Origin of the sequence: Rhodobacter sp. CZR27 (genome assembly GCF_002407205.1) — a bacterium.
In the GTDB taxonomy this organism is placed as follows: Bacteria; Pseudomonadota; Alphaproteobacteria; order Rhodobacterales; family Rhodobacteraceae; genus Cereibacter_A.
This window is the reverse complement of the sequence record NZ_CP023549.1, coordinates 23,267-48,043: the sequence shown is the minus strand read 5'-3', so window position 1 is coordinate 48,043 and position 24,777 is coordinate 23,267. Positions and strand designations below refer to the sequence as shown.

The following is a 24,777-nucleotide window of genomic DNA, read 5'->3' as shown; positions in this document are numbered from 1 at the left end:
GAGAAGCTCATGAACCGACGCACGTTCCTTTCCGTCACGGCGCTGGCCGTAGCAGCCCAGGCAACCACGGCGGCCGCCCAGACGGAGATCAGCTGGTGGCATGCCATGACGGGCGCCAATGCCGAGGTGGTCGAGAAGATCGCCACGGACTTCAACGCCAGCCAGTCCGACTACAAGGTCATGCCCGTGTTCAAGGGCACCTATCCGGAGACGCTGAACGCGGGCATAGCTGCCTTCCGCGCCGGGCAGGCGCCCGACATCATGCAGGTCTTCGACGTGGGAACGGGCGTGATGATGGCGGCCGAGGGCGCGATCATGCCGGTGGCCGAGGTGCTGGGCGATGCATTCGACAAGTCGCGCTACCTGCCGGGCATCGTCGCCTATTACTCGAAGCCGGACGGCACGATGCTGTCCTTCCCCTACAACTCGTCCTCGCCGATCCTGTATTACAACAAGGACATCTTCGAGAAGGCCGGCCTCGACACCGAAACCCCGCCGAAGACCTGGGCCGAAGTCTGGGACATGGCTGCGAAGATCAGGGAAAGCGGTGCTGCGCCCTGCGGCTATACCTCGACCTGGCTCACCTGGATCCATCTCGAGAATTTCGCGGCCTGGAACGACGTGCCCTACGCCACGAACGAGAACGGCCTTGCCGACCCCAACGCCGAATTGCAGATCAACGCGCCCGTCTTCGTGAACCACTTCCAGAAACTGGCCGATCTCGCCAAGGACGGCACGTTCAAGTATGGCGGGCGGACGTCGGAGGCCAAGCAGATCTTCCTTGCGGGGGAATGCGGGATTTTCACTGAAAGCTCAGGTGGTCTGGGCGATATCGTGAAGTCCGGCATGAACTATGGCATCGGTCAGCTTCCCTATGACGAGACGGCGGGCGGGCCGCAGAACACCGTTCCCGGCGGCGCCAGCCTCTGGGTGATGGGAGGCAAGTCCGACGAGACCTATCAGGGCGTCGCGGCCTTCTTCCAGTATCTCTCGCAGACCGAGGTGCAGGAATACCTCCATCAGACCTCGGGTTACCTGCCGGTGACGATGGAGGCCTACGAGTCAACCAAGTCCTCGGGCTTCTACGACCAGAACCCCGGCCGTGAAGTGCCGATCACCCAGATGATGGGCAAGGAGCCGACCGCGAATTCCAGGGGCGTGCGGCTCGTGAACCTGCCGCAGGTGCGCGACATTCAGAACGAGGAGTTCGAGAAGATGCTGGCAGGCCAGCAGACCGCGCAGCAGGCGCTCGACAATGCCGTCCAGCGCGGGAACGAGGCCATCCGCCAGGCCGTCGGCGGCTGAGCCGGAAGGGCCGCCCTCAGGGCGGCCCGCCTTTCCCCATGCATCGCGCCACCTTCCCCCACCGCCTGCTGCCCTGGTTGCTGGTTGGCCCCCAGCTGCTGATCTCGGCCGTGTTCTTCTACTGGCCGGCGGGTCAGGCGCTCTGGCAATCGCTGCTGCGCGAGGATGCCTTCGGGCTGAAGACCACCTTCGTCGGCCTCGCCAACTTCCGCCGCGTGCTGTCCGATCCGGCCTGGCTCAACTCGATCCAGGTCACGGCGGTCTTTTCCATCCTGACAGCCTTCTTCTCCATGGCCATCGCGCTTCTGCTGGCGGTCCAGGCCGAGAAGGTGCTGCGCGGCCGCGGCTTCTACCGGACGCTGCTGATCTGGCCCTATGCAGTGGCGCCGGCCATCGCGGGGATGCTGTGGCTGTTCCTGTTCAACCCGTCCTTCGGCACGCTGGCCTGGCCGCTCCGGCAGCTCGGCATCCGCTGGGATCCGCTGCTCGATGGAAGCCAAGCCATGGCGCTGGTGGTGGCCGCGGCCAGCTGGAAGCAGATCAGCTACAATTTCCTGTTCTTCGTGGCGGGCTTGCAGGCCATTCCTCGCTCATTGCTCGAAGCCGCCGCCATCGACGGCGCCTCGGCGCGGAGGCGGTTCTGGACCATCGTCTTTCCCCTTCTCGCGCCCACGACCTTCTTCCTGCTGGTGGTGAACTCGGTCTATGCGCTCTTCGACACCTTCGGGATCATCCATGCCGTGACAGGAGGCGGCCCGGGCAAGTCCACCGAGACGCTGGTCTACAAGGTCTACAACGACGGCTTCGTGAACCTGCGCTTCGGGGATTCCGCCGCGCAGTCGGTCATCCTCATGGCGATCGTGATTTCCCTGACGGCCTGCCAGTTCAAGTATATAGAACGGAAAGTTCACTATGGCTGACAACATGGTCGGCACCTCGGCGCGCAGCCGTCTCGTGGCGCACATCCTGCTGGTGGCGGGCGTGATCGTCGTGGCCTTCCCGATCTGGTATGTCTTCGTGGCCTCCACCCATACGCTGCAGCAGATCCTGCGCCCGCCGCTGCCGATGCTGCCGGGCGCCGAGGGTCCCGAGAATTACGCCCGCGCGCTGTCCGGCGGCATCGGACGGATCGGCGGCGTCGGCGTGGACCGGCTGCTTCTGAACACGGCTGTGGTGGCCTTCGGGATCGCGGCGGGCAAGATCGTGATCTCGATGGCCTCGGCCTACGCCATCGTCTTCTTCCGCTTTCCGCTGCGGATGGCCTGCTTCTGGCTGATCTTCATCACCCTGATGCTGCCGGTCGAGGTGCGGATCCTTCCGACCTACAAGGTGATGGTCGACCTGCGCCTGATCGACACCTATGCCGGGCTGATCCTGCCGCTGGTGGCCTCGGCCACCGGAACGCTGCTGTTCCGCCAGTTCTTCATGACCATCCCGAACGAGCTGATGGAGGCCGCCCGCGTCGATGGCGCGGGCCCCTGGCGGTTCTTCAAGGACATCCTGCTGCCGCTCTCGGCCACCAACATCGCGGCGCTGTTCGTGATCCTCTTCATCTACGGCTGGACGCAGTACCTCTGGCCGCTGCTGGTCACGAACTCGAATTCGATGAACACCATCGTGATCGCGCTGAGAAAGATGATCTCGTTCGCGGATGCCGACACGCCTTGGGACCTGGTGATGGTGACCTGTGTCCTGGCGATCCTGCCGCCGATCCTCGTGGTGGTCCTGATGCAGCGCTGGTTCGTGAAGGGCCTTGTGGAGACGGAGAAATAGGTGGCCGGGATCTCGCTGAAGGACGTGCGCAAGACCTATGCCGGGCTCGAGGTGATCCACGGGGTCAGCCTCGACATCGCGGATGGAGAGTTCGTGGTGATCGTCGGCCCCTCGGGCTGCGGGAAATCGACCCTGCTGCGCATGGTGGCGGGGCTGGAAGAGATCACCTCGGGCACGATCTCGATCGGCGGGCGGGTGGTCAACGGGCTGGAGCCGCGCGAGCGCGACATCGCCATGGTGTTCCAGAACTACGCGCTCTATCCGCACATGACGGTGCGCGAGAACATGGCCTATGGCCTGAAGATCGCGCGCCTTCCCCGGGCCGAGATCGATGCGCGTGTGGCGCGGGCCGCCGCGATGCTGGAGCTGGAGGGCTTCCTTGACCGCAAGCCACGGCAGCTTTCCGGGGGCCAGCGGCAGCGCGTGGCGATGGGCCGGGCGTTGGTGCGCGATCCGGCGGCCTTCCTGCTGGACGAGCCGCTGTCCAATCTCGATGCGAAGCTCAGGGTGCAGATGCGGCTTCAGATCAAGGGGTTGCAGCGCAAGGTTCGCACGACGTCCATCTACGTGACCCACGATCAGGTCGAGGCGATGACGCTGGCCGACCGTCTGGTGGTGATGAACGCGGGCCATGCCGAGCAGATCGCGACACCGGCCGAGATCTACGAGCGGCCCGCCTCGACCTTCGTTGCCGGGTTCATCGGATCGCCGGCGATGAACATGCTGCCCGCGCGTCACGAGGGCGAAGGGATCGCGGTGGACGGTCTGCGCCTGCCCCTGCCCGTCCCCACGTCCGGCGAGCTCATCCTCGGCATCCGGCCCGAGCATCTTCATCCGGCCGAGGCGGACGAGCCCGCCTTCGATCTTCATGTGCAGGCGGTGGAGTGGCTGGGGGCGGATGCCTTCGCGCACGGGCGCCTGCCGCAGGGCGCGGAGCTCGTGGTGCGTCTGCCCGGACAGGCCTCGGTGCGCGATGGGGACCGCCTCAGGGTGACGCCGGACTTGCGGGCTGTCCATATCTTCGACGCGGCGACCGGCCGGCGGGTCGAGGTCGGGCAGGACCGGGGCGATTAGGGCGAAGCGGACCGACCGTCTTCCGGATCGCGGGACCAGCGACCACGACAGGCGCTGATCCCCGAGTGGATTCACCCTGATGTCAGGCCGCGTTCTCGGCCGACTTGCTCCGGCGCGGCTTCTTCGGCGCAGCGGCCGCCTTTGTCCGTGCCGGCGCGGCGTCTTCGGCCTCGACCTTGGCCTTGCGGGCGCGCGGCTTCGGAGCGGGCGCTGCCGGCTCCTCCTCGGCGGCGACCGAGGCCTCGGCGAGATACCAATGCTCCTGCTCGCAGCCCTCGGGCTGTCCTGCCGTCTCCCAGAGTTCGTAGGCGCGCTGGCGGATGCGGACTTCGCGGTCGTCGTTCATGAGGGTCTCCCTCCGGTGATGGTGAATGTTGAGCCTCCAGCCCCTTGGGCAAAGCCTGCGGCACAATATGGCCGTCGGGCGCAGTCTGCCAAGCCGTTTGGCATGGCTTCTGCCGATGGGTGGACGCATCGGCCGGGATCTGCTGCCGCGGCAAGCAGTTTCTTCGCCCGAGGTGGCGCTGAAGACCGGACGGAGGTCGCAGGAGGCATCATCTTCCCGCGCCGGTTGGACCGAGCCCGGTTCAGGGCACCACGGCCAGGGCCGTCGGGCGCCTCAGGACTTCTTGACGAACTCGGTCAGGATCACGATGCGCTGGCCTTCGACACGCCCTTCGATCTGGCGCTCGTTGTCAGGCACAAGGCTGATGTTGCGCACGGCGGTGCCGCGCTTGGCGGTGAAGCCCGCACCCTTCACCGGCAGGTCCTTGATCAGCGTGACGGTGTCTCCGCTCGACAGCACGGCGCCGTGGGTGTCGCGGTGCACGATCGTGGCAGCGCCCGAAGCCCCCGCCTCGGCCCAGGCGAGCGTGTCCGCCTCCAGCATTGCTATGTCGAGCAGGTCGCGCGCCCAGGGCGCTTCCGGCATGGCCTTCAGGAGACGCCAGGCCAGCACCTGAACCGCGGGTTCCGGGCTCCAGATCGCCTCGTTCAGGCATTGCCAGTGCGGCGCGTCCACGGGACCCGCCTCGATGCCTGCCCGGCAGGTCGCGCATACCGGGACACTGTCGCCCCGCGGCCCCACCTCCAGCAGGGTCGCCTCCTGGCCTTGGCAGAGGGAGCATTGCGGCATCGGCGTCTCCTGTCGTTCCCGTGGGGCGGATGGTTCCCCTACATCCCGCCATGCGGACGCGCAATGCGACGATGCCGCCGCGGCCCGGCGCAGATGGACAAGGAGGGATGGTTTCGCCCAGTATGGCCCTGCCGGCAGATGCCGGGATTTCAAGGGTGACTGTTCATGAGCTTCTGGGTCCTGTGTCTGATAGCCGGTCTGGTCTCGCTGACCGGCGGCATCCTTGCGCTGGTCAATCCGTTTGCGGCCAGCCTGACGGCAGAGCATCTGACCGGCCTGCTGTTCCTCGTGGCCGGGGCGCTGCAGCTTTTCTCAGCCTTCCGCGGCGGTCCTGGCGCCGCCCGCTTCTGGACCGGCGTGGTGGGGGCCTTCGGCCTCGTCATCGGCATCTCGCTGCTGGCGCGGCCGCTCGAGGGGTTGATCGCGCTGACGCTGCTGGCCGCGATATTCTTCCTGGTCAGCGGCCTGGCCAAGGTGGCGCTGTCCTTCGTGCTGCGGACGACGCCGATCTTCTGGCCGATGCTGCTGTCCGGCGCGCTGTCGGTGCTGCTCGGCGCGATGGTTCTTTCGGACTTCCCGGCCTCGGCCGCGATCCTGCTCGGCGTGCTGCTGGCCATCGAGCTGATCTCCAGCGGGGCGATGCTGACCGCGCTGGCCTTGCAGATCCGGCGCCGGGCCTGACCGGGCATGCCGCGGGTCAGGCTTGTCGGGAACGCGGTCTTCGGCCTCAAGGGGGTTCTTGGCGATCCGCGGCTGGCAGTGATCGCGGGCCTGACGGCGACCGAGATCGGCGGGGCGACCGTCTTCTACCGGCTGGTGGAGGGCTGGCGCTGGGTGGATGCGTTCTATTTCTCGGTCGTGACCATCGCGACGGTCGGCTTCGGCGACCTGGCACCGCGGACCGATGTCGGCAAGCTCTTCACCGTGTTCTACATCCTGACGGGGATCGGGCTGTTCGTGACCTTCGCCGCGGCGCTGGCCGACCACATGATCCGCAACGCGCACCGCGAGCGGACCGACCGGGACGCCCCCGAGGAGTGACGAAGCTCAGCCAGCGCCGCGGCCACGACCCGGCGGGCGACGGGGGGCCGGCAGCCGACCCTCCCGGCCCTCAACAGGTTCATTCCACGGCTGTCCAGCCCTCTCCCGGGTCGAAGACGGTGGTCTCGTTGCCGATGGCCAGCGTGTCCGGACCGAGGTCGGCCTCGAGCACGATCCCGTTCTCGCCGACCATGAAGCTCATGATCCCGGTCTCGCCGTAATTGGCGGGATAGGCCAGGATCGCGTGCCCGGCGAGCATGTTGCCATTGACCATGTAGTCCATCTCGCCGCCGGGGGCCGAGGGACCCTGCTTCTGCAGGATGCGGAAGTAGTAGTCGAGATAGGGTTCGGGCGCGCTGTCGGTGCCGTCGAAATTGTAGCCATCCGCCGAGGCGCGCGCGATGAAGGCCCCGATCGGGCTCTGCTCCGTTCCCGGTTCGTCGGGCCAGTAGAGGCCATCCCGCGTGCCCGCCGTGCTGAGGATGCCGGCGGCGAATTCCAGCACGCCGTCGCCGTCATGGTCGGTCTGGCGATAGAGCGCCTGCACCCTGACGGCCGCCCGCATCACATCGATCACGTCCAGTTCGTTCAGGCCGATGCGGCGCAGCCGGACTTCCTCGCGCGCGCTTTCGCCATCGAAGGACCAGCCCTCGTCCTTGCGCACGATGGGGGCCGGGAACGGCCAGTCCTCGCGTCCGATATGCAGGATCGCCTCGTCGGGGCCGCGGTCGATCCGGTGCCGCACGCCGTAGTCGTGCAGGAAGCCGGTCCGTGCCGCCGCATCCGCTTCGGCATCCCCGGTGAAGATCAGATCCTCGAACTCCGGTCCGAAGATCCTGAGGATGGCCGCGCGGTCCGCCGCCTCTCCCGCCGCGACGAGCGCCTCGACGGCCTCTTCAGGGCTGGCGAAGCGGGCGGGTTCCGCCGCCGCGGATGCCGCGAGACATCCGAGCAGCGCGGTCGTCAAGCCTCTGGTCGGGATGTTCGTCATGATGTCAGCGCCTCCCACGCCCACCGGACCGACCGGCACTGGAGCGGCCGCGGCTCGATGCCGCCTTGGCCCGCGACCCGCCGCTGCGCTGGAAGGCGGGCGGCGGCTTCGACGCCGCATGAGCGCGGGGCTTGGAGGGCCGCGAAGGCTTCGAGACCTTGGTCGGCCGCGACGAGGCGGATGCCTTCGGCTTCGACGGCCGCTTGGCCGCGGCCTGCTTCGGCCTCGGGCTGGTGCCGGCCCTTTGGCCCGCACCGGCGGGACGCTGCACGCCGTCGTTCAGGCGAGCCACCGGCTGGCCGGTGGATTTCCGCGTCTCGATCTTCTTCCGGGCTTCGTCGCGCTTTGCCATGTCGGGCCGGAAGTTCCGGTCGCGCTCGCGGTCGAGGCCCTCGCGGTCGAGGTCGCCGATCCGGTTGCCGGCGATGGCCGTCCGGTCGCCGCCCGCCGTGATCCGGTCGCCGCTGATCCGGTTGCGATCGATGTCCACGCGGTTGCGGTCGATGTTGACGTCGCCGTCGATGTCGATGTCGCGACCCACCCGCAGGTCGCCGTCATCCCAGTCGATGTCGCCCGAACCCCAGTAGCCGTGCCAGTGGTCGTCGTCGTCGTCGAAGATCTCGTCAAGGATCATGGCGCTGCCGAAGACCATGGCGCCGGTCAGCAGCGCGTCGCCCACATCGGCGCCACCGTCCCCGTAGATCACCGTCTCGGTCGGCGGCGGAGCCGTCGAGGGGACATAGACGGTTTCGGTGTCATAGGTCGGGACATAGACGACCTGGGGATTGGCCGGCGCGATGGTGATGGTGTCGTCCGCCGCCACCGTCACCGTCTGCGCCTCGTTCGAGGCGAGATGGCCGGCCTCCTCCGCCTGCGCGCGCAGCCGCTGGATCGAGTCGAGCACGTCGTCGGTCTGGACAAGGACGGCATCGCCCACCTGTTCGGTCCAGTCGATGTGCTCTGCCATGCGCCCGATCAGGTCGGGAAAGCCTGCGGCCAGTGCCTGCACGCTCTGGTCCCAATCCTTCGTCTCGACGGCATCGGCGCGCTCCTTGTCGGACAGCGCCGTGGACGACTTCAGGAAGCGGTCCGCCTTCACCACGTCCAGCGGATAGGTCGTGGCCATGAAGATCTGCGTGAGCAACTGGTCGGGAAAAAGCGCGACCGGCGCCATCAGCGTGTCGATCTCGTCCGGCGACAGCAGCGAGGGCGCGGGCGCGGCCGGCGCGGCCGGCGCGGCGGCGGGAGCCGGTGTCACCGTCGCCTCCTGCGCCCAAAGGGGCGCCCCTGCCGTCATGCCGGCCGCGACCGTCATCGCCACGAGCACCGGATTGAACTTGCGCAGCATCCTGTCCTCCCGAAGGGCCACCGTCCCATGGCGCGACGGGGGCACTCGACCCCCGGCCCCTGCGGGACGGATGTTCACCTGATGATCGCGGAAAGCGCCGCCTCTCCGCTCCTGTCGCCCAAGGCGGGAAGGCGGCGGGAACCGCCAGCGCCTCCGGCTCGGGCAGGATACGTCCAGCGGGCCAGACCCGCCAAGCGATGTTACGCGTGTAACATGTTAAGCCTTGCGTCCGGCCCTCCAAAGGGAAAACCACATCCCTGCCGGTCCGCGCAAACCGCAGGGTTCCGGTTGATCAGGATCAATGCGGCCGGGGGTCCTGCCCGAAAATCTTGCCGGGCAAGCGTGCCGCCTGATCCCGAAGGAGCAGAGACGACCATGCCCACCATGCCGAAGCCGACCGATGCGTCGGAATATGTCCTCGACGCGGCCCAGCGGGCCACCCTGTTCCTCGACGTGATGCGCCAGCGGGCGGAGCAGTATGCCGAGCAGGCCGAGGGGATCGCCCCGCATGTCCTGAACTTCCGCGCCGAGCTGGTCTGCGACGGCCGCACCCTGCCCCGGCCGGTCAACTACATTCTGGCAAGGATCCTGCCCGAGGAAGGCGCCGCACCCGATCCGCAGATGCGGCCCTTTGTCGTGGTCGATCCCCGTGCGGGTCACGGGCCGGGCATCGGCGGCTTCAAGGCCGACAGCGAGATCGGCGTCGCGATGAAGGCGGGCCATCCCTGCTACTTCGTGGGCTTCCTGCCCGACGCCGTGCCGGGCCAGACCATCCCCGACGTGATCGCCGCCGAGGCGGTCTTTCTCGAGAAGGTGATCGCCCTTCACCCCGAGGCGGAGGGCAGGCCCTGCGTGATCGGCAACTGCCAGGCAGGCTGGTCGGTCATGATGCTTGCCGCGCTGAGGCCGGAGCTGTTCGGGCCGGTCATCGTGGCGGGCACGCCGCTCTCCTACTGGGCTGGCGTCACGGGGCAGTATCCGATGCGCTACTCGGGCGGGCTGCTCGGCGGCAGCTGGCTGACCGCGCTGGCGGGCGATCTGGGCGCCGGCACCTTCGACGGCGCCTGGCTCGTGCAGAACTTCGAGAACCAGAACCCCGCCAACACGCTCTGGACCAAGCAGTATAACCTCTATTCCAAGATCGATACCGAGGCCGAGCGTTACCTCGGCTTCGAGAAATGGTGGGGCGGCCATGTCACGCTGAACGCCGAGGAGATGCAGTTCATCGTGGACGACCTCTTCGTCGGCAACAAGCTGGCCGCCGGCGAGATCCGGGACGACGCCGGGACCGTGATCGACCTGCGCAACATCCGCTCGCCCATCGTGGTGTTCTGCTCGAAGGGCGACAACATCACCCCGCCGGCCCAGGCGCTGGACTGGATCCTCGACCTCTACGAGAGCGAGGACGAGATCCGCCGCTACGGCCAGACCATCGTCTACACCGTCCACGATACCGTCGGGCATCTCGGCATCTTCGTCTCGTCCGGCGTCGCGCGGAAGGAGCATGACGAGTTCGCCTCGAACATCGACCTGATCGACGTGCTGCCGCCCGGGCTTTACGAGGCGGTGCTGACCCCGCGGGAGGAGGAGACGCACCGGCCCGAGCTTGTGGGAGGCGACTGGCGGCTGCGGCTGGAGCCTCGCGGCCTCGACGACATCCGCGCCCTTGGCTGCAATGATCTCGAGGACGAGCGCCGCTTCGCCGCCGCGGCACGGGTGTCCGAGATCAACCTTGCGCTCTATCGCACCTTCGCCCAGCCGGCGGTGCGTGCGATGGTCAGCGAGCCGGTGGCGCGCACGATGCGCGAACTGCATCCGCTGCGCCTGCAATACGGGATGTTCGGCAGGTCCAACCCGTTCATGGCCTGGATCACAGGGGCCGCGGCTCAGGTCCGCACCAACCGCCGGCCGGCCGCGCCCGACAACCCCTTCCTCGCCCTGCAGGAGCAGATGTCGCGCCAGATCGTCCGCGGACTCGACGATTGGCGCAAGTCCGTCGAGAAGCTGTCGGAGGAGACGTTCCGCCAGATCTACGGCTCACCGGTCCTGCAGGCCGCGCTCGGGATCGAGCGGGGATCGAACCGCAGGCCCAAGGCCGCGCCGCGGAGCCTGCTGCACCGCCTGCTGGTCGAGGAGCGGATGAAGGAGCTGCGCGCCGACTTCTCTGCCGGCGGGATCGATGCGGCGGTGATCCGCAGCCTCCTGCACGTCTCGCGCGCCCTCGGCTCGGCCGACGAACGCGCCTTCGAGGTCATCCGGCGGCTGAGGAAGGCACAGAAGGCCCGCGACCGGCTGCCGCTCGACCAGTTCAAGCTGCTGGTCCGGCGGCAGAACTACATGCTCGAGATCGACGAGGAGGCCGCCATGGCCGCCGTGCCGGGGCTGCTGCCCGACCGGCCCGAGGTGCGCCGGGCCGCACTCGAGGTGATCCGGGAGATCGTCGCCGCGCGCGGGCCGCTGACTGCCGAGGCCGGGCGCCGGCTCCGCCGGGTCGAGGCGATCTTTGCGCCGACCACGCCGGAGTTGTCCGGGCCGGCGGCGGACCAGCCCGCGCGGGAACCGTCCAAGGTCAAGGCGGTGACGAAATAGTCCGCGGGCGCGCCGGCGCCTGCCACGGGAAGGAGAGAGTTCATGCAGATCCCTGCCACGCCTTCCAAATACGACCGGCTGATCGCCGCGGCCCAGGCCGAGGTTCCGCCGGTCACGCTCGTGGTGCATCCCTGCGACGAGACCTCGCTGCGCGGGGCGATGGAGGCCGCCGCGGCCGGGCTGATCGTGCCGATCCTCGTCGGGCCCGAGGCGCGGATCCGCGCCGTCGCCGCGCAATGCGGCCTTGACCTTGGCGGAACCGAGATCGTCGACGCGCCGCACAGCCATGCGGCCGCAGCGCAGGCGGTGGCGATGATCCGGGCCGGGCGGGGCGAGCTGCTGATGAAGGGGAGCCTGCACACCGACGAGCTGATGCGCGAGGTGACCGACAAGCAGACCGGGCTGCGCACCGCGCGCCGGATCAGCCATGTCTTCGTGATGGACGTGCCGGGCCACGAGGAGACGCTGTTCATCACCGACGCCGCGATCAACATCTTCCCCGATCTCGATGACAAGCGCGACATCGTCCAGAACGCCATCGACCTCTGGACGGCCATCCTGCGCACCAAGCCGCGCGTCGCCATCCTGTCGGCGGTCGAGACCGTCACCACCAAGATCCCCTCGACCCTCGATGCCGCCGCACTCTGCAAGATGGCCGAGCGCGGCCAGATCACCGGCGGGCTGCTGGACGGCCCGCTCGCCTTCGACAATGCGATCGACCCCGAGGCCGCGCGGATCAAGGGCATCGATTCCGAGGTGGCGGGACATGCGCAGATCCTCGTGGTGCCGGATCTGGAGGCGGGGAACATGCTGGCAAAGAACCTGACCTTCCTGACACATGCCGATGCCGCGGGGCTGGTGCTGGGGGCGCGGGTGCCGATCATCCTGACCTCGCGCGCCGATCCGGTGCGGGCGCGCATGGCCTCCTGCGCGGCGGCCGCACTCTATGCCGCGGCCTGTCGCAGGACCATCAAGGTGGCCGCGGAATGAGTCTGCAGGACATCCTCCTGGTGGTGAATGCGGGATCGTCGAGCCTGAAGTTCCAGCTGTTCGACATTGAAGCGAAAGGACTTTCGCGCCGCTTCAAGGGACAGGTGGATGGCATCGGCACCCATCCGCGGCTGGTGGCCACGGATGGGTCGGGGGCCGTGCTGGTGGACGAGAGCCATCCAGCCGAAGCCGTGCCCGACGTGCCCGCCGGCATCGCCATCGCGCGGGACTGGCTGCGCCAGCTTCCCGGCCTTGCCCTGAAGGCGGTGGGCCACCGTGTCGTGCATGGCGGGCCAGCCCATGACGGCCCCGTGCGCGTCACGCCCGAGGTGCTGGACCGCCTTTCCGCGCTTCAGCATCTGGCGCCGCTGCACCAGCCGCACAATCTCGCGCCGATCCGGCTGCTGCTGCAGGCCGAACCGGACCTGCCGCAGGTCGCCTGCTTCGACACGGCCTTCCACCGCAACCACCCGGAACACGCCGACTGGTATGCGCTGCCCCGCCACCTGCACGACGAGGGCATCCGCCGCTACGGCTTTCACGGCCTTTCCTATGAATTCATCGCCAGCCGGCTTCCGCAGGTCGCCCCGGACCTTGCGACCGGCCGGGTGATCGTCGCGCATCTGGGCAGTGGCGCATCGATGTGCGCCCTGCGCAACGGCCGCAGCATCGAGAGCACCATGGGCTTCACCGCGCTCGACGGCCTGCCGATGGGCAGCCGTCCCGGGCAACTCGACCCCGGCGTGGTGCTCCACCTGATCGCACAGAAGGGCATGAGCGCGGACGAGGTGAGCGACATGCTCTACAGGTCGAGCGGCCTCAAGGGATTGTCAGGCGTGTCCAACGACATGCGCGACCTTCTTGACAGTCCGGACGAACGCGCGGCATTCGCGGTCGGGCATTTCGTCTATCGCTGTGCGCTGAATGCCGGGATGCTGGCGGCGGCGCTTGGCGGCCTGGACGGCATCGTCTTCACCGCGGGCGTGGGCGAGAACGCCCCCGCGATCCGCGCCGCGATCGTGGACCGTCTGGGCTGGCTCGGCGCCGCGCTCGACCCCGCGCGCAACGCGGCCGGCGAGACCCGGATCTCGTCGGACGAGAGCCGCGTCGGCGTCTTCGTCATCCCGACCGACGAAGGGCTGATGATCGCCCGCCACACCGCCGCCCTGCTGAACCTTTCCCCTCATCCCGCCGGAGACCGCCATGACAATCCCGACCGCCAGAGCGAAACTGCTTGAGGGCAAGCGCGGACTGGTCGTCGGGATCGCCAACGACCAGTCCATCGCATGGGGCTGCGCCCGCGCCTTCCGGGCGCTCGGCGCCGAGCTTGCGGTGACCTACCTCAACGAGAAGGCCCGCCCGCATGTCGAGCCGCTGGCGCGCGAGCTTGAGGCGCCCATCGTCATGCCGATGGACGTGATGGTGGAAGGCCAGCTCGAGGCCGTGTTCGACCGCATCGCGCAGGACTGGGGCACGCTCGACTTCGTGCTGCACTCCATCGCCTTCTCGCCAAAGGACACGCTGCAGGGCCGGGTGACGGATGCCCCGCGCGATGGGTTCCTGAAGACGATGGACGTCTCGTGCTGGTCCTTCCTGCGGATGGCGCATCTGGCAGAGCCGCTGATGCCGAAGGGCGGGACGCTCTTCACCATGACCTACTATGGCTCGCAGATGGTGGTGGAGAACTACAACATCATGGGGGTGGCCAAGGCCGCGCTGGAAAGTGCCGTGCGCTACATGGCGGCCGAACTGGGGCCGAAGGGGATCCGCGTGCATGCGATTTCGCCCGGTCCGCTGGCGACGCGGGCCGCCTCGGGCATTCCCGAGTTCGACGAGCTTCTGGACAAGGCCCGCAAGGATGCGCCGGCGCGGTCCCTTGTCAGCATCGACGACGTCGGCGCCGCCACTGCCTTTCTCGCCATGGATGCGGCGCGGCTGATGACGGGCCAGGTCATCTATGTCGACGGGGGCTATCACATCATCGACTGAGGCCGGCACACGGGACCGGCCGCGAACGCCTGAAGGGGGAACTGCTGATGAACGAGACGACGCCGAATGTGAAAAGCGCCGAGGACCTTCGCATGATGATCCTGAAGCGCGAGTTGGAGGAAATGGCGAAGCGCGATGCCGAGCGCAGCAAGAAGGACGACCAGCTGCGCAAGTTTGCCGATGATTTCCTGACCAAGCACGTCACCGACGAAGAGCGCGCGGCCATTCAGAAGCTGGTGCAGAATGCCGTCAACAACGGCAAGTTCGAGGCGCTGGTCTACAGCTTCCCCTCGGACCTCTGTACCGACAGCGGCCGCGCGATCCACAACCATGAGTCCTTCTGGCCGGAGACGCTGCAAGGCAAGGCGCGGGAGCTTTATGACCGCTATGTCGAGGTGGCGAAACCGCAGGGCTACAAGCTGAAGGCCAGCATCATCAACTTCCCGGGCGGGATGCCCGGCGATGTCGGGCTGTTCCTCAACTGGGAAGAAGACCGGATCTGACACGAAGCGTCGCCCACCGCTCGGGTGCCCGGTGATGCAGTCACCGGGCGCCCCGCTGTTGTCTGCCGCAAAGCCCGCCGTCGCGGCAAGGGTCTGCCCCGTCAGTCGCGGCCCAGCACCGCGATCCCGAACTTCTCTTCCCGGTCGGTCAGGAAGTCCCGCAGGTTCCAGCCGGCCTCGCGTCCCATCGCGGCGAAAGATCCGCGCGAGAACTTGTGGCTGTTCTCGGTGTGGATCGTCTCGCCTGCCGCGAAGCGGAACAGGCGGCCGGCGATCCGCACCGTCTGATCCTCGCGGCTGACGAGGTGCATCTCGATCCGGGCGTCTTCGGCGTTCCAGCGCGCGAGATGGGCGAAGCGGTCCGGCTCGAAATCCGCGCCGATCTCGCGGTTCATCCGGTGGAGCAGGTTCAGGTTGAACGCCGCCGTCACGCCGGCGGCATCGTCATAGGCCCGCACCAGCGTGGCCTCGTCCTTGATCAGGTCGATGCCGACGATGAAGCTCTCCACGCCCGGCCAGCGCCGGACCGAGCGCATCAGCGCGAGCGCCCCGTCCCGGTCGAGGTTGCCGATGGTCGAGCCGGGGAAGAAGGCCACCCGCGGATGCCCTTCGTCGGCAAGGGTCAGCGGCAGGGTGAAGTCGGCGACCACGGGGTGGATCGGAAGGTCGGGATAGGTCGCCGACAGCCGCCCCGCAGTCCGTGCAAGGAACTCGGCCGAGATGTCGACGGGCACATAGGCCGACAGCCCCGTCAGGTGGTCGAGCAGCAGGCGCGTCTTGACGCTCGCCCCGCTGCCCAGTTCGACCAGTTCCGCCCCTTCGGGCACATGGGCGGCAAGGCGGTCGACCTCGGCGGTCAGGATGCCGATCTCGGTCCGGGTGGGGTAGTATTCCGGCAGGTCGGTGATGCGCTCGAACAGCGCGCTGCCCTGCGCATCGTAGAACCACTTCGGCTCCATGCGCTTCTGCGGCAGGGACAGGCCGCGCAGGGCGGCGGCCAGCAACTCGGGGTTGCGGATGACGAGGGTGTCCATGTCAGGCTTCCCTCGCCAGCCGCAGCCCGAGCATCTGCCAGCGCTGGTGCGGGTAGAAGAAGGTGCGGTAGGTGGGCCGCATCTGCAGACGCGGCGTCGCGCAGGACCCGCCGCGCAGGACCTGCTGGTTCACCATGAACTTGCCGTTGTATTCGCCAAGCGCGCCCTCGGGCGGGCGGAAACCGGGATAGGGGCTGAAGGAGCTCTGCGTCCATTCCCAGACGTCGCCCCATGGCCCGCCCCCCGGCAGCGGGCGCAGGGCACCGGACTCGAGGAAGTTGCCGGAAATCGGACGGTCGCGGAAGGCCACCTCCCATTCCGCTTCGGTGGGCAGGCGCGCTTCCGCCCAGCGGGCGTAGGCGTCGGCCTCGTAGTAGCTCACGTGGCAGACCGGAGCGTCGAGGTTGACCGGCTGCGGGCCGCGCAACGTATAGGTCCACCACGCCCCGTCCTGCTGCCACCAGTAGAGCGGGCAGTCCCAACCCTCGCGCTCGCGCACCGCCCAGCCCTCCATCAGCCAGAGCGTCGGGGTCGCATAGCCGCCGTCCTCGATGAAGGCGATCCAGTCGCGGTTCGTTACCGGCCGGTTCGCGATCCGGTAGGGATCGAGCCAGCAGCGGTGCCGCGGCCCCTCGCAGTCATAGGCGAAGTCGCCGCCGGCATGGCCGATCTCGACCAGCCCGCCCGGATGCTGCGTGAAGGTCAGCGGCACCTCGGCCGTGACCGGCATCGGCTCGGGGTCGCGGTAGGTCGGCAGCAGCGGGTTGAACGAGAACCCGTGCAGCAGGTCGGTCACCAGCAGTTCCTGATGCTGCATCTCGTGGTGACAGCCCAGTTCGACCAGCGCCGTCACCTCGGGCGCGTCGGTGCGATCCAGCAGGCCGGACAGCGCCGCATCGACATGGGCGCGGTAGTCGAGCACTGCCTGCACCCCCGGACGCGAGACCAGCCCGCGCCGGGACCGGGTGTGGCGCGGGCCGGCCTGCACGTAATAGGAGTTGAACAGGAAGGCGAAGCGGTCGTCGGGCGAGCGATAGCCCGGCTGGTGGACCTTGAGGATGAATTCCTCGAAGAACCATGTCGTATGGGCCAGATGCCACTTGGCCGGGCTCGCATCCTCCATCGACTGGAGCATCATGTCCTCGGGCGCCAGCGGCGCGGCGAGCCGGCCGGTCATGGCGCGGGTCTGCACGAAAAGTTCATGCGCATCCGTCCGTGACAGGGGCTCTGCGGGGTGAAGCTGTGCCATCCGGCGATCCTCCTCAGGGTCCTGTGCAACTAGGGCCGGGCCGGTGCGGGTCCACCTTCGGATGTCCCGCGCCGGGCCGGGCCGGCCCTGCAGGCAGAACGCCGCCGATGCGGTGCCGGGTCCGGACGCGGCGCGGTGCGATTGTCCATCCGAGAAAATCCGGCCGACTCGTCCGCGCCGTGCTAGCCTCGCCCGGCTGCGTGGAAGGGAGGAGAGCGATGCCCGGAGCACTGACCCTGCTGATCGGAACCTCGAAGGGTGCCTTCCTTATCGACGGGGACGCCCGACGCGAAAGCTGGGCCCTGCGCGGCCCGTTCTGCGACGGCTGGCCGATCAACCATGTCATCGGCGACCCCGAGAGCGGGACGATCTGGGCCGGCGGCGGCGGCGAATGGCCCGGTGCGGGCGTGTGGCGATCCGTCGATGGCGGCGAAACCTGGCGGCTGTCGAAGCTCGCCACCGGCAAGTTCGACGCCTTCCTGCGCGAGGATCCGGCCTTCGCGGACCAGATCGGCCGGCAGCCCGACCCGCCTGCCCCGTTCGACGGGCGCATCGACTCGATCTGGTCGCTCGGCCGCGCGGGGCGGCGCCTCCATGCCGGGGCGCGTCCTGCCATGCTGCTGGCCAGCGACGACGACGGCGAAAGCTGGACAGCGGTCGAGACGCTGACCGATCACCCCTCGGCCCCCGGATGGGAGCCGGGCGGTGTGGGGCTGACGCTGCACACGATCGTTGCGGCGCCCGACGACCCGTCGCGGATCTGGCTTGCGATCTCGGCCGCGGGGGTCTTCGCCAGCGAGGACGGCGGTGCGACATGGGACCGGCGCAACCGCCGCTCCAACGCGCCGGCCGGCAGCGACGAGGTGGGGCTCTGCGTTCACAACATGGTGCGTGCGCCGGGCAGCGACCTTCTCTACCAGCAGAACCATCAGGGCGTGTTCCGCAGCCCGGACGGCGGGCGCAGCTGGCACGAGATCACCGCAGGATTGCCCTCGACCTTCGGCTTTCCCGTGGCGGTCCATCCGCGCGATCCAGCGACGGTCTGGGTGCTGCCGCTGAACGGCGACACGGCTGGGCGCTTCCCGCCCGGCGCCTCGGCTGCGGTCTGGAAGACCTCGGACGGGGGCGAAAGCTGGTCGGCCCGGCAGGAGGGCCTGCCTGCACGCGACTGCTTCTTCACGGTGTTGCGGCAGGCGATGGCCACCGACGAGGCCACCCCGGCCGGGGTCTATTTCGGCACCAACAGCGGCTCGATCTTCGCCAGCACCGACGAGGGCGAGCACTGGACCGAGATCGCGCGCCACCTGCCCACCGTCTTCAGCGTGAAGGTCCTGCAGCGGGCCTGACGGGCGCGGAGCCACCGGCCCCGCAACGCCCTCCCTTTCCGGCGCGTGGAGGGAGGGCGTGCCGGATGCGGGCATCCAGGCACTCAGCAAAAGGGTTGATTTTTGGGTGCCGAAGGCGCAGTCGTCAGCGCCGAGAGTTGCCAGCCGGAAAGTCCAGACATGCCCGCATATCGTTCCCGCACCAGCACCCATGGCCGCAACATGGCCGGCGCCCGTGGCCTCTGGCGGGCGACGGGCATGAAGGACGGCGACTTCGGCAAGCCGATCATCGCCATCGTCAACTCCTTCACCCAGTTCGTGCCCGGCCACGTCCACCTCAAGGACCTTGGCCAGATGGTCGCGCGCGAGGTCGAGGCCGCCGGCGGCGTCGCGAAGGAGTTCAACACCATCGCGGTCGACGACGGCATCGCCATGGGCCATGACGGGATGCTCTACTCGCTGCCTTCGCGCGAGCTGATCGCGGATTCGGTCGAATACATGGTCAACGCGCATTGCGCGGATGCGATGATCTGCATCTCGAACTGCGACAAGATCACCCCCGGCATGCTGATGGCCGCGATGCGGCTGAACATCCCGGCGATCTTCGTCTCGGGCGGGCCGATGGAGGCCGGCAAGGTCACGCTGGGCGACGGGCGCACCGTCGCGCTCGACCTTGTCGATGCGATGGTGGCGGCCGCCGACGACAAGGTGAGCGATGCCGACCTGAGCGCCATCGAGAAGGCCGCCTGCCCGACCTGCGGCTCCTGCTCGGGGATGTTCACCGCGAACTCGATGAACTGCCTGACCGAGGCGCTGGGTCTGTCGCTGCCCGGCAACGGCTCGACGCTGGCCACGCACGGCTTCCGCAAGGGGCTGTTCCTGGAAGCGGGCCGCCGGATCGTGGATCTCTGCCGCCGCTACTACGAACAGGATGACGAAAGCGTCTTGCCCCGCGCCATCGCCACCAAGGCCGCGTTCGAGAATGCCATGGCGCTGGACATCGCGATGGGCGGCTCGACCAACACCGTGCTGCACATCCTGGCCACCGCGCAGGAAGGCGGGGTGGACTTCACCATGGACGACATCGACGCGCTGTCGCGCAAGGTGCCGTGCCTGTGCAAGGTCGCGCCGAACAAGGCCGACGTGCATATCGAGGACGTGCATCGTGCGGGCGGCATCATGGCGATCCTGGGCGAGCTGGATCGCGCCGGCCTGATCCATCGCGCCTGCTTCACGGTTCATGCGCCCTCGCTGGGCGATGCCATTGACCGCTGGGACATCGCGCGCTCGAACGATCCCGAGGCGCGCGAGCTGTTCCTTGCGGCGCCGGGCGGCGTGCCCACGCAGGTCGCGTTCAGCCAGTCCTCGACCTGGCCGTCGCTCGACACCGACCGCACGCATGGGGTGATCCGTTCGGCCGCGACGCCGTTCTCGAAGGACGGCGGGCTGGCGGTGCTGAAGGGCAATCTTGCCCCTGACGGCTGCATCGTGAAGACCGCGGGGGTGGACGAGTCGATCCTCGTGTTCTCCGGTCCGGCCCGGGTGTTCGAAAGCCAGGATGCCGCGGTGCTGGGCATCCTGAACGGCGGCGTGCAGGCGGGCGACGTGGTGGTGATCCGCTACGAGGGCCCGAAGGGCGGGCCGGGCATGCAGGAGATGCTCTATCCCACCTCCTATCTCAAGTCGAAGGGCCTGGGCAAAGCCTGCGCGCTGATCACCGACGGGCGGTTCTCGGGCGGCACCTCGGGCCTCTCGATCGGCCATGTCTCGCCCGAGGCGGCCTCGGGTGGCGCCATCGGCCTCGTGCGCGAGGGGGATCGGATCGAGATCGACATCCCGAACCGCACCATCACCCTCGCGGTGCCCGAGGCCGAGCTGGCCGCGCGGCGGACGGAACAGGATGCCGCCGGCTGGAAGCCCTCCGCGCCGCGCAAGCGCCATGTGTCGCAGGCGCTGAAGGTCTATGCCCGCTTCGCGGCCTCCGCGGACAAGGGTGCGATCCGCATCCTTCCCCAGTGATCCACTCCGGGTCCGCCGCCGGTGCGGCGGGCCTGTCGATCCGGCGGGGGGCCGTCTTCCCGGTCGATGCCGGGCGCTCGCACGCGCGGCTCAGCCCGCCCCGACCGTCCTCCGGTCCTGCCCGGCCGAGATCGGCAGCGGCACGTGCCCCCGGATCGGAAAGGTCAATTCATAGCTCGTGCCCGTGCCTGTCGTCCGCTCAAGGGTGGCCTCGGCCTGCTGGACGAGGGCCGCGACGATCTGAAGGCCCGAGCTGCGGGCCTCCGCCTCCTTGGACATTCCCACGCCGTCATCGGCGATGGTGAGCCGCGCCTCGTCCGTGCCTACCCGTTCAAGGGCAACGCGGATACACCCCGGCCGCCCGTCGGGAAAGGCATACTTGACCGCATTGGTCAGCAACTCCGCCGCGACCAGCGCCAGCGGCACCGCGCTGTCGGGACCAAGGCAGATGCCCGGTTCGATCCGGCTGTCCACGGTGATCCGCCGTTCCGGGGGAATCAGCGCCGGGCTCTTGCCCAGCCGGTCGATGAGGCCGCCGAAGTCCAGCTCGAATCTGCCCCCGGCGGCGAAGAGCATGGAATGGACCTCGGCAATGGCCTGGATCCGGCCCTTGAGATCCTGCGCATGCACCTGGCCAAGCCGCCGGACCTGCCGGTCGATCAGCGCGAGCACCAGCGCCAGGTTGTTCTTCACCCGATGGCTCAGCTCCTGCATGAGCTGCGCGCGCTGCTCGGCGATCTTCTGCGTCGCTTCCAGTTCCTGCCGGGTGGCCAGCGCCTCGATGTCCTTCTGCAGTGCGCGGCGCATCCGGCCGGTCAGCACGAAGGTGAAGACCGCGAGCGAGCCGAGAAACAGCCAGACCGGGATGACGCGCACCAGCCAGTCCGCCCGGACCGACGCGACGGGAACGCCGTAATTGGCATAAAGCGGCAACTGCCCCACGCGGGTGTAGGTGTAGAGCCGGTCGATCCCGTCCGTGACCGCAACGCTGCGGAAGGCGCCGTGGTCCGCTTCGGCGATCGCCTGCCGCGCCGGCGAGTGCGGCTCCAGCACGACGGGTTTCGTCACGTCGCGTCGCAGGATCAGGAGCCCATCCGAGCGCAGAAGCGAGGCCGCCTCGCCCGGTGCCGGCGCGACCTGGATCAGGAAGCGGCGCATCGAGTTCAGCGTCAGCATCGACACGAAGATGCCGCCGGCACCGGCCTCGTCGAGGGGAATCGCGACGAACAGCAGGTCATTGAGCGGGTCCGCCGTGCGGTGGCGGTCGATATAGACGCGCGTGCCGGCCGCCCGCGCGGCGCGGAAGCTTTCGTGCGGGAAGCGGAACCCCTCCGGAAAGGTCTCGCTCGCCGCGAGAAGCTGACCACTGTTCGAATAGACGGCAAGCCCGGCCGAGGCTTCCTGCGCCGATCCGATCGCCGTGAGGAAATTGCGGAAATCCCTCGAACTGACGTGCCCCTGAGGCGCGACCTTCAGGTCCCGGAGCGTGGCCTGCTGCAGGATGATCTGGGTCTGGACCAGCCGCTCGGCATAGAGGGAGATCAGCCGCGCATTGCCGACGCCCTGCTCTTCGAAGCCCGACAGCGCGTCGCGCCAGGACCAGGCCGCCCAGATCACCATCCCGCACAGGGCGAAGAGCCCGGCGCCAAGTCTCAGGGTGGTAAAGGGAACCGATCTCATGATGCGCTCCGGGGGGGACCCCTCATGCCTCGACCATCGCCGAAAGCCGTGGCGGGCGCAATCCGCGCTCGGGCCGCAGGGGGCCGGATCGGGACCGCCGGAGGCTGCCGGCCGCGACCTGCGCCGGGGCCGCTTCGCCCGCCGCCCGGCAGGCGAAGGCCGAGAAAGCGGGGTCGGACCTCTGGCCGAGGGGGAAGGCCATGGGGACGGGGCTGCACGGACTGGCCCCTCAGCGACGTAGCGGATGCCGGCACGAATGATCAGTCCGGACTCAGGACGCCTTGACGAAGGACGCTTTTCCGGAAAGTCTGCCACCATTCCGAGAATAAGCGTTTCCGCGCCGCACGTCCGGCCAAAAGCCGGCACCACAAAGGGCCCCGATCCGAAAGGATGTATCCCGACCCACGTTAGGTCAGGATTAAGCCTCCTATGGGCCTGTAAACTTTACACATTGCCCGAAAGGCGATAAAAGCCGACCTTGCTTGTTAATGGCATTGAGGATTTCGTTCAATGGTCCGGAGCATGGAAGCGGCGGCTGTTTCTCCGGTGCCATTGAAGAAATGGCTCTGGCGATCCTACATCAAGGCGGCGCTGGTCCCCTTGCTTCTGATCGAACTCGGGTTCGTCGGGATCTACTGGTTCACGAGCCAGGTGGTCTATGACCGCAGCGCATCGGCCCTGACGCGGATCTCGACGGATACGCTGCGCGATGTCTCGGTGCGCGAGGCCAACATCATCGCTCACCGGCTGCAAAGCATCTCCGCCGCCACCCGGATTTATGCCGACGAGACCGGTCGTGCCCTTGCGACGCCGGCGGAGGTGTCGGAAGCCGAGAAGGCCCGCCATGCCTATTCGCCGGACGGGGTTTTCTACACGACGCGCGACACCGGCGGATCGGCCGTGTTCTTTTCGGGCGTCGTTCCGATTGGCGAAGCCGAAAGGGAAAAGGTCTGGCGCACGGTGCGCCTCGACCCGATCATGAAATCGATCAAGGAGAGCGATCCGCTCATTGCGCAGCTCTACCTCAATACCCACGACTCCTATAACCGGATCTATCCCTACTTCGACGTGCTGGACATCTATGCGCCGAAGATGGACATCCCCAGCTACAATTTCTATTACGAGGCGGATCAGGAGCATAATCCCTCGCGCCGGCCGGTCTGGACCGATGCCTATGTCGATCCGGCGGGCGATGGCTGGATGGTTTCATCGATCGCGCCGGTCTACAGTGGCCCGGACCGGCTCGAGGCGGTGGTCGGCATCGACGTGACGATCAAGACGATCGTCGAGCAGGTGCTGAACATCAAGCTGCCCGGCGACGGCTACGCCATCCTCGTCGGGCGCGACGGCACGATCCTCGCCCTGCCCTCCGAGGCGGAAAGCGACCTTGGCGTGAATGAACTGCTGGACCACGGCTACGAGGAGGCGATCCTCAAGGACACGTTCAAGCCGGCCGAGTTCAACATCTTCCGCCGCTCGGAGCTGTCCCAGATCGCGATCGCGATGCAGTCCCAGCCGGACGGGGTGCGCAAGGTCGACATGCAGCGCCCGATGATCGCGGCATGGTCGACCATCGCGGGGCCGAACTGGCGGCTGCTGCTGCTGACCAGCGAGGACAGCCTGCTGGTCGAGGCAAGCAACCTGCGCGAGCAGCTCAGCTTCGTCAGCAAGGTGATGCTGGGCATCCTCGTGCTGTTCTATGCCGTCTTCTTCGCCTATCTCTGGCGCCGCTCCTCGGTGATGAGCGAGCGTGTGGCCCGGCCGCTGGCCGATCTCGAGCAGCGGATGGTGCTGATCAGCGAAGGCAACACGGTCCCGCCCGCGCCGCCCTATGAGATCGGCGAGCTGCAGACCGTGGGCGAGCACCTGACCACGATGGGCGACAAGCTCGATGCCGCGAACCGCGCGAAGTCGAACTTCCTGTCGGCGATGAGCCACGAGCTGCGGACACCGCTCACCTCGATCATCGGCTATGCCGAACTGCTGGAGATCTCCGAGGGCCGCAAGCTCGAGGGCGAGCGGATGAAGCATGTGCAGGCCATCTCGACGGCCGGCTGGAACCTCGTGCGGCTGGTGGATGCCGTGCTGGAGCTCAGCCGTCTCGAGCGGCAGGACCAGCGGCTGTCCACCTCCTCGATGGACGTGCTGCCGCTGGTGCAGGGCGCCTGTGACCGCGCCCGCCCCGAGGCGCAGCGGCGCGACGTGACCATCACCCTCGTGAAGCCGGAGGAGCCGCTGCCCTCGGTGATCGGCGATACCGAGATGCTGAGCCGCATCCTCGACCAGCTGCTTTCGAATGCCGTCAAGTACAACGTCCCCGGCGGCACCGTGAAGGTGGGCTTCGCACTGACCTCCCCCGATGCCGTGGACCTGTTCGTGCAGGACACGGGTGTCGGCATCGCGCCGGACCTGAAGGCGGATGTCTTCAAGGCGTTCCAGCGGCTCGGCCACGAGAATGGCACGATCAGCGGCGCCGGCATCGGCATGACGATCGCAAGCCGCCTGGCCGAGGTTACCGGCTGCCGGCTGACCTTCGACAGCGAGGTCGGCAAGGGCACGGTGTTCACCCTGCGCATCCCGCGCACCCGGCAGGGCCGGGTGGCAGCCCGCTGATCCGGGGGGGGACGGCCGGCGCGTCGGCGCCGGGCGCCCCCGGCGCGTCACCCTGCGGGCGGCTGAGGAGCCCGCCTCCCGACCTCCGCCTCGGGCGTTTGCCCCCTTGCACGCAGGGG

At 68.1% G+C, this 24,777-nt stretch carries 21 protein-coding genes; 14 read left to right on the top strand and 7 right to left on the bottom strand.

Features of this window, described 5'->3' with window-relative positions; genetic code table 11:
• Nucleotides 1-9 precede the first annotated feature (9 nt).
• Genes ugpB through CK951_RS16390 form a run of 4 tightly spaced genes read left to right on the top strand, consistent with a single transcriptional unit; the run spans nt 10 to nt 4,152 of the window.
• The gene (gene ugpB / locus CK951_RS16405; RefSeq protein ID WP_096787344.1) at nt 10-1,305 is read left to right on the top strand and encodes a sn-glycerol-3-phosphate ABC transporter substrate-binding protein UgpB; all 1,296 of its coding nucleotides are present in this window, start codon (nt 10-12) and stop codon (nt 1,303-1,305) included.
• A 38-nt stretch (nt 1,306-1,343) separates the two neighbouring features.
• A complete protein-coding gene (ugpA, locus tag CK951_RS16400) occupies nt 1,344-2,225 on the top strand; it encodes a sn-glycerol-3-phosphate ABC transporter permease UgpA (protein ID WP_096787343.1) in 882 nt (293 codons plus the stop codon).
• A complete protein-coding gene (gene ugpE, locus CK951_RS16395) occupies nt 2,218-3,078 on the top strand; it encodes a sn-glycerol-3-phosphate ABC transporter permease UgpE (protein WP_096787342.1) in 861 nt (286 codons plus the stop codon). The genes ugpA and ugpE overlap by 8 nt, the downstream gene beginning before the upstream one ends.
• Nucleotides 3,079-4,152, top strand: a complete 1,074-nt coding sequence (locus tag CK951_RS16390) for a sn-glycerol-3-phosphate import ATP-binding protein UgpC (RefSeq protein WP_096787341.1) — start codon at nt 3,079-3,081, stop codon at nt 4,150-4,152.
• Nucleotides 4,153-4,234: 82 nt separating this feature from the next.
• Here the strand turns inward: CK951_RS16390 and CK951_RS16385 are convergent, their stop codons facing one another.
• Entirely contained in the window at nt 4,235-4,498 is a 264-nt protein-coding gene (locus tag CK951_RS16385) for a DUF2934 domain-containing protein (RefSeq protein WP_096787340.1), read from the bottom strand.
• Nucleotides 4,499-4,771: 273 nt separating this feature from the next.
• Nucleotides 4,772-5,287, bottom strand: a complete 516-nt coding sequence (locus CK951_RS16380) for an alkylphosphonate utilization protein (protein WP_096787339.1) — start codon at nt 5,285-5,287, stop codon at nt 4,772-4,774.
• Nucleotides 5,288-5,452: 165 nt separating this feature from the next.
• On the opposite strand from CK951_RS16380, the gene CK951_RS16375 reads away from it, so the two are divergent.
• Together CK951_RS16375 and CK951_RS16370 are read left to right on the top strand one after the other, a co-directional pair.
• On the top strand, nt 5,453-5,968 hold the full coding sequence (locus CK951_RS16375) for an HdeD family acid-resistance protein (RefSeq protein ID WP_096787338.1): 516 nt from the start codon (nt 5,453-5,455) through the stop codon (nt 5,966-5,968).
• Between the two features lie 6 nt (nt 5,969-5,974).
• Nucleotides 5,975-6,328, top strand: coding sequence for a potassium channel family protein (locus CK951_RS16370; protein WP_096787337.1), 354 nt, complete (start codon nt 5,975-5,977; stop codon nt 6,326-6,328).
• Between the two features lie 79 nt (nt 6,329-6,407).
• Here CK951_RS16370 and CK951_RS16365 read toward each other — a convergent pair whose 3' ends face one another.
• Both CK951_RS16365 and CK951_RS16360 read right to left on the bottom strand, forming a co-directional pair.
• Nucleotides 6,408-7,319: a DUF2950 domain-containing protein gene (locus CK951_RS16365; RefSeq protein ID WP_157764597.1), complete on the bottom strand. Its 912-nt coding sequence runs from the start codon at nt 7,317-7,319 to the stop codon at nt 6,408-6,410.
• 4 nt (nt 7,320-7,323) lie between these two features.
• Complete coding sequence (locus CK951_RS16360; protein ID WP_096787335.1) at nt 7,324-8,667, bottom strand: DUF3300 domain-containing protein; 1,344 nt, start codon at nt 8,665-8,667, stop codon at nt 7,324-7,326.
• Between the two features lie 375 nt (nt 8,668-9,042).
• Between CK951_RS16360 and CK951_RS16355 the strand changes: the two genes are divergently transcribed.
• The 5 genes from CK951_RS16355 to CK951_RS16335 are packed head-to-tail and all read left to right on the top strand — an operon-like array spanning nt 9,043 to nt 14,738.
• Nucleotides 9,043-11,256 (top strand): DUF3141 domain-containing protein, encoded by a 2,214-nt coding sequence (locus tag CK951_RS16355; RefSeq protein WP_096787334.1) that lies wholly within the window; start codon nt 9,043-9,045, stop codon nt 11,254-11,256.
• Nucleotides 11,257-11,298: 42 nt separating this feature from the next.
• Entirely contained in the window at nt 11,299-12,246 is a 948-nt protein-coding gene (locus tag CK951_RS16350; RefSeq protein WP_096787333.1) for a phosphate acetyltransferase, read from the top strand.
• Nucleotides 12,243-13,484 (top strand): acetate/propionate family kinase, encoded by a 1,242-nt coding sequence (locus tag CK951_RS16345; RefSeq protein ID WP_096787332.1) that lies wholly within the window; start codon nt 12,243-12,245, stop codon nt 13,482-13,484. The genes CK951_RS16350 and CK951_RS16345 overlap by 4 nt, the downstream gene beginning before the upstream one ends.
• On the top strand, nt 13,450-14,235 hold the full coding sequence (fabI, locus tag CK951_RS16340; protein ID WP_096787331.1) for an enoyl-ACP reductase FabI: 786 nt from the start codon (nt 13,450-13,452) through the stop codon (nt 14,233-14,235). The genes CK951_RS16345 and fabI overlap by 35 nt, the downstream gene beginning before the upstream one ends.
• Nucleotides 14,236-14,282: 47 nt before the next feature.
• Nucleotides 14,283-14,738 carry a histidine kinase gene (locus CK951_RS16335; RefSeq protein ID WP_096787330.1) on the top strand — a complete coding sequence of 152 codons (456 nt, stop codon included), beginning with the start codon at nt 14,283-14,285 and terminating at the stop codon, nt 14,736-14,738.
• Between the two features lie 101 nt (nt 14,739-14,839).
• Here the strand turns inward: CK951_RS16335 and egtD are convergent, their stop codons facing one another.
• Together egtD and egtB are read right to left on the bottom strand one after the other, a co-directional pair.
• Nucleotides 14,840-15,772 carry an L-histidine N(alpha)-methyltransferase gene (gene egtD, locus CK951_RS16330; protein ID WP_096787329.1) on the bottom strand — a complete coding sequence of 311 codons (933 nt, stop codon included), beginning with the start codon at nt 15,770-15,772 and terminating at the stop codon, nt 14,840-14,842.
• Between the two features lies 1 nt (nt 15,773).
• Nucleotides 15,774-17,021 (bottom strand): ergothioneine biosynthesis protein EgtB, encoded by a 1,248-nt coding sequence (gene egtB, locus CK951_RS16325; protein ID WP_096787328.1) that lies wholly within the window; start codon nt 17,019-17,021, stop codon nt 15,774-15,776.
• A 218-nt stretch (nt 17,022-17,239) separates the two neighbouring features.
• On the opposite strand from egtB, the gene CK951_RS16320 reads away from it, so the two are divergent.
• Entirely contained in the window at nt 17,240-18,367 is a 1,128-nt protein-coding gene (locus tag CK951_RS16320) for a sialidase family protein (RefSeq protein WP_096787327.1), read from the top strand.
• Nucleotides 18,368-18,526: 159 nt separating this feature from the next.
• Nucleotides 18,527-20,365 (top strand): dihydroxy-acid dehydratase, encoded by a 1,839-nt coding sequence (gene ilvD, locus CK951_RS16315; protein ID WP_096787326.1) that lies wholly within the window; start codon nt 18,527-18,529, stop codon nt 20,363-20,365.
• Nucleotides 20,366-20,455: 90 nt separating this feature from the next.
• On the opposite strand, the gene CK951_RS16310 is transcribed toward ilvD, so the two are convergent.
• Entirely contained in the window at nt 20,456-22,045 is a 1,590-nt protein-coding gene (locus CK951_RS16310; RefSeq protein WP_096787325.1) for a sensor histidine kinase, read from the bottom strand.
• Nucleotides 22,046-22,555: 510 nt separating this feature from the next.
• Between CK951_RS16310 and CK951_RS16305 the strand changes: the two genes are divergently transcribed.
• Nucleotides 22,556-24,658, top strand: a complete 2,103-nt coding sequence (locus CK951_RS16305) for a sensor histidine kinase (RefSeq protein WP_096787324.1) — start codon at nt 22,556-22,558, stop codon at nt 24,656-24,658.
• Nucleotides 24,659-24,777 lie beyond the last annotated feature (119 nt).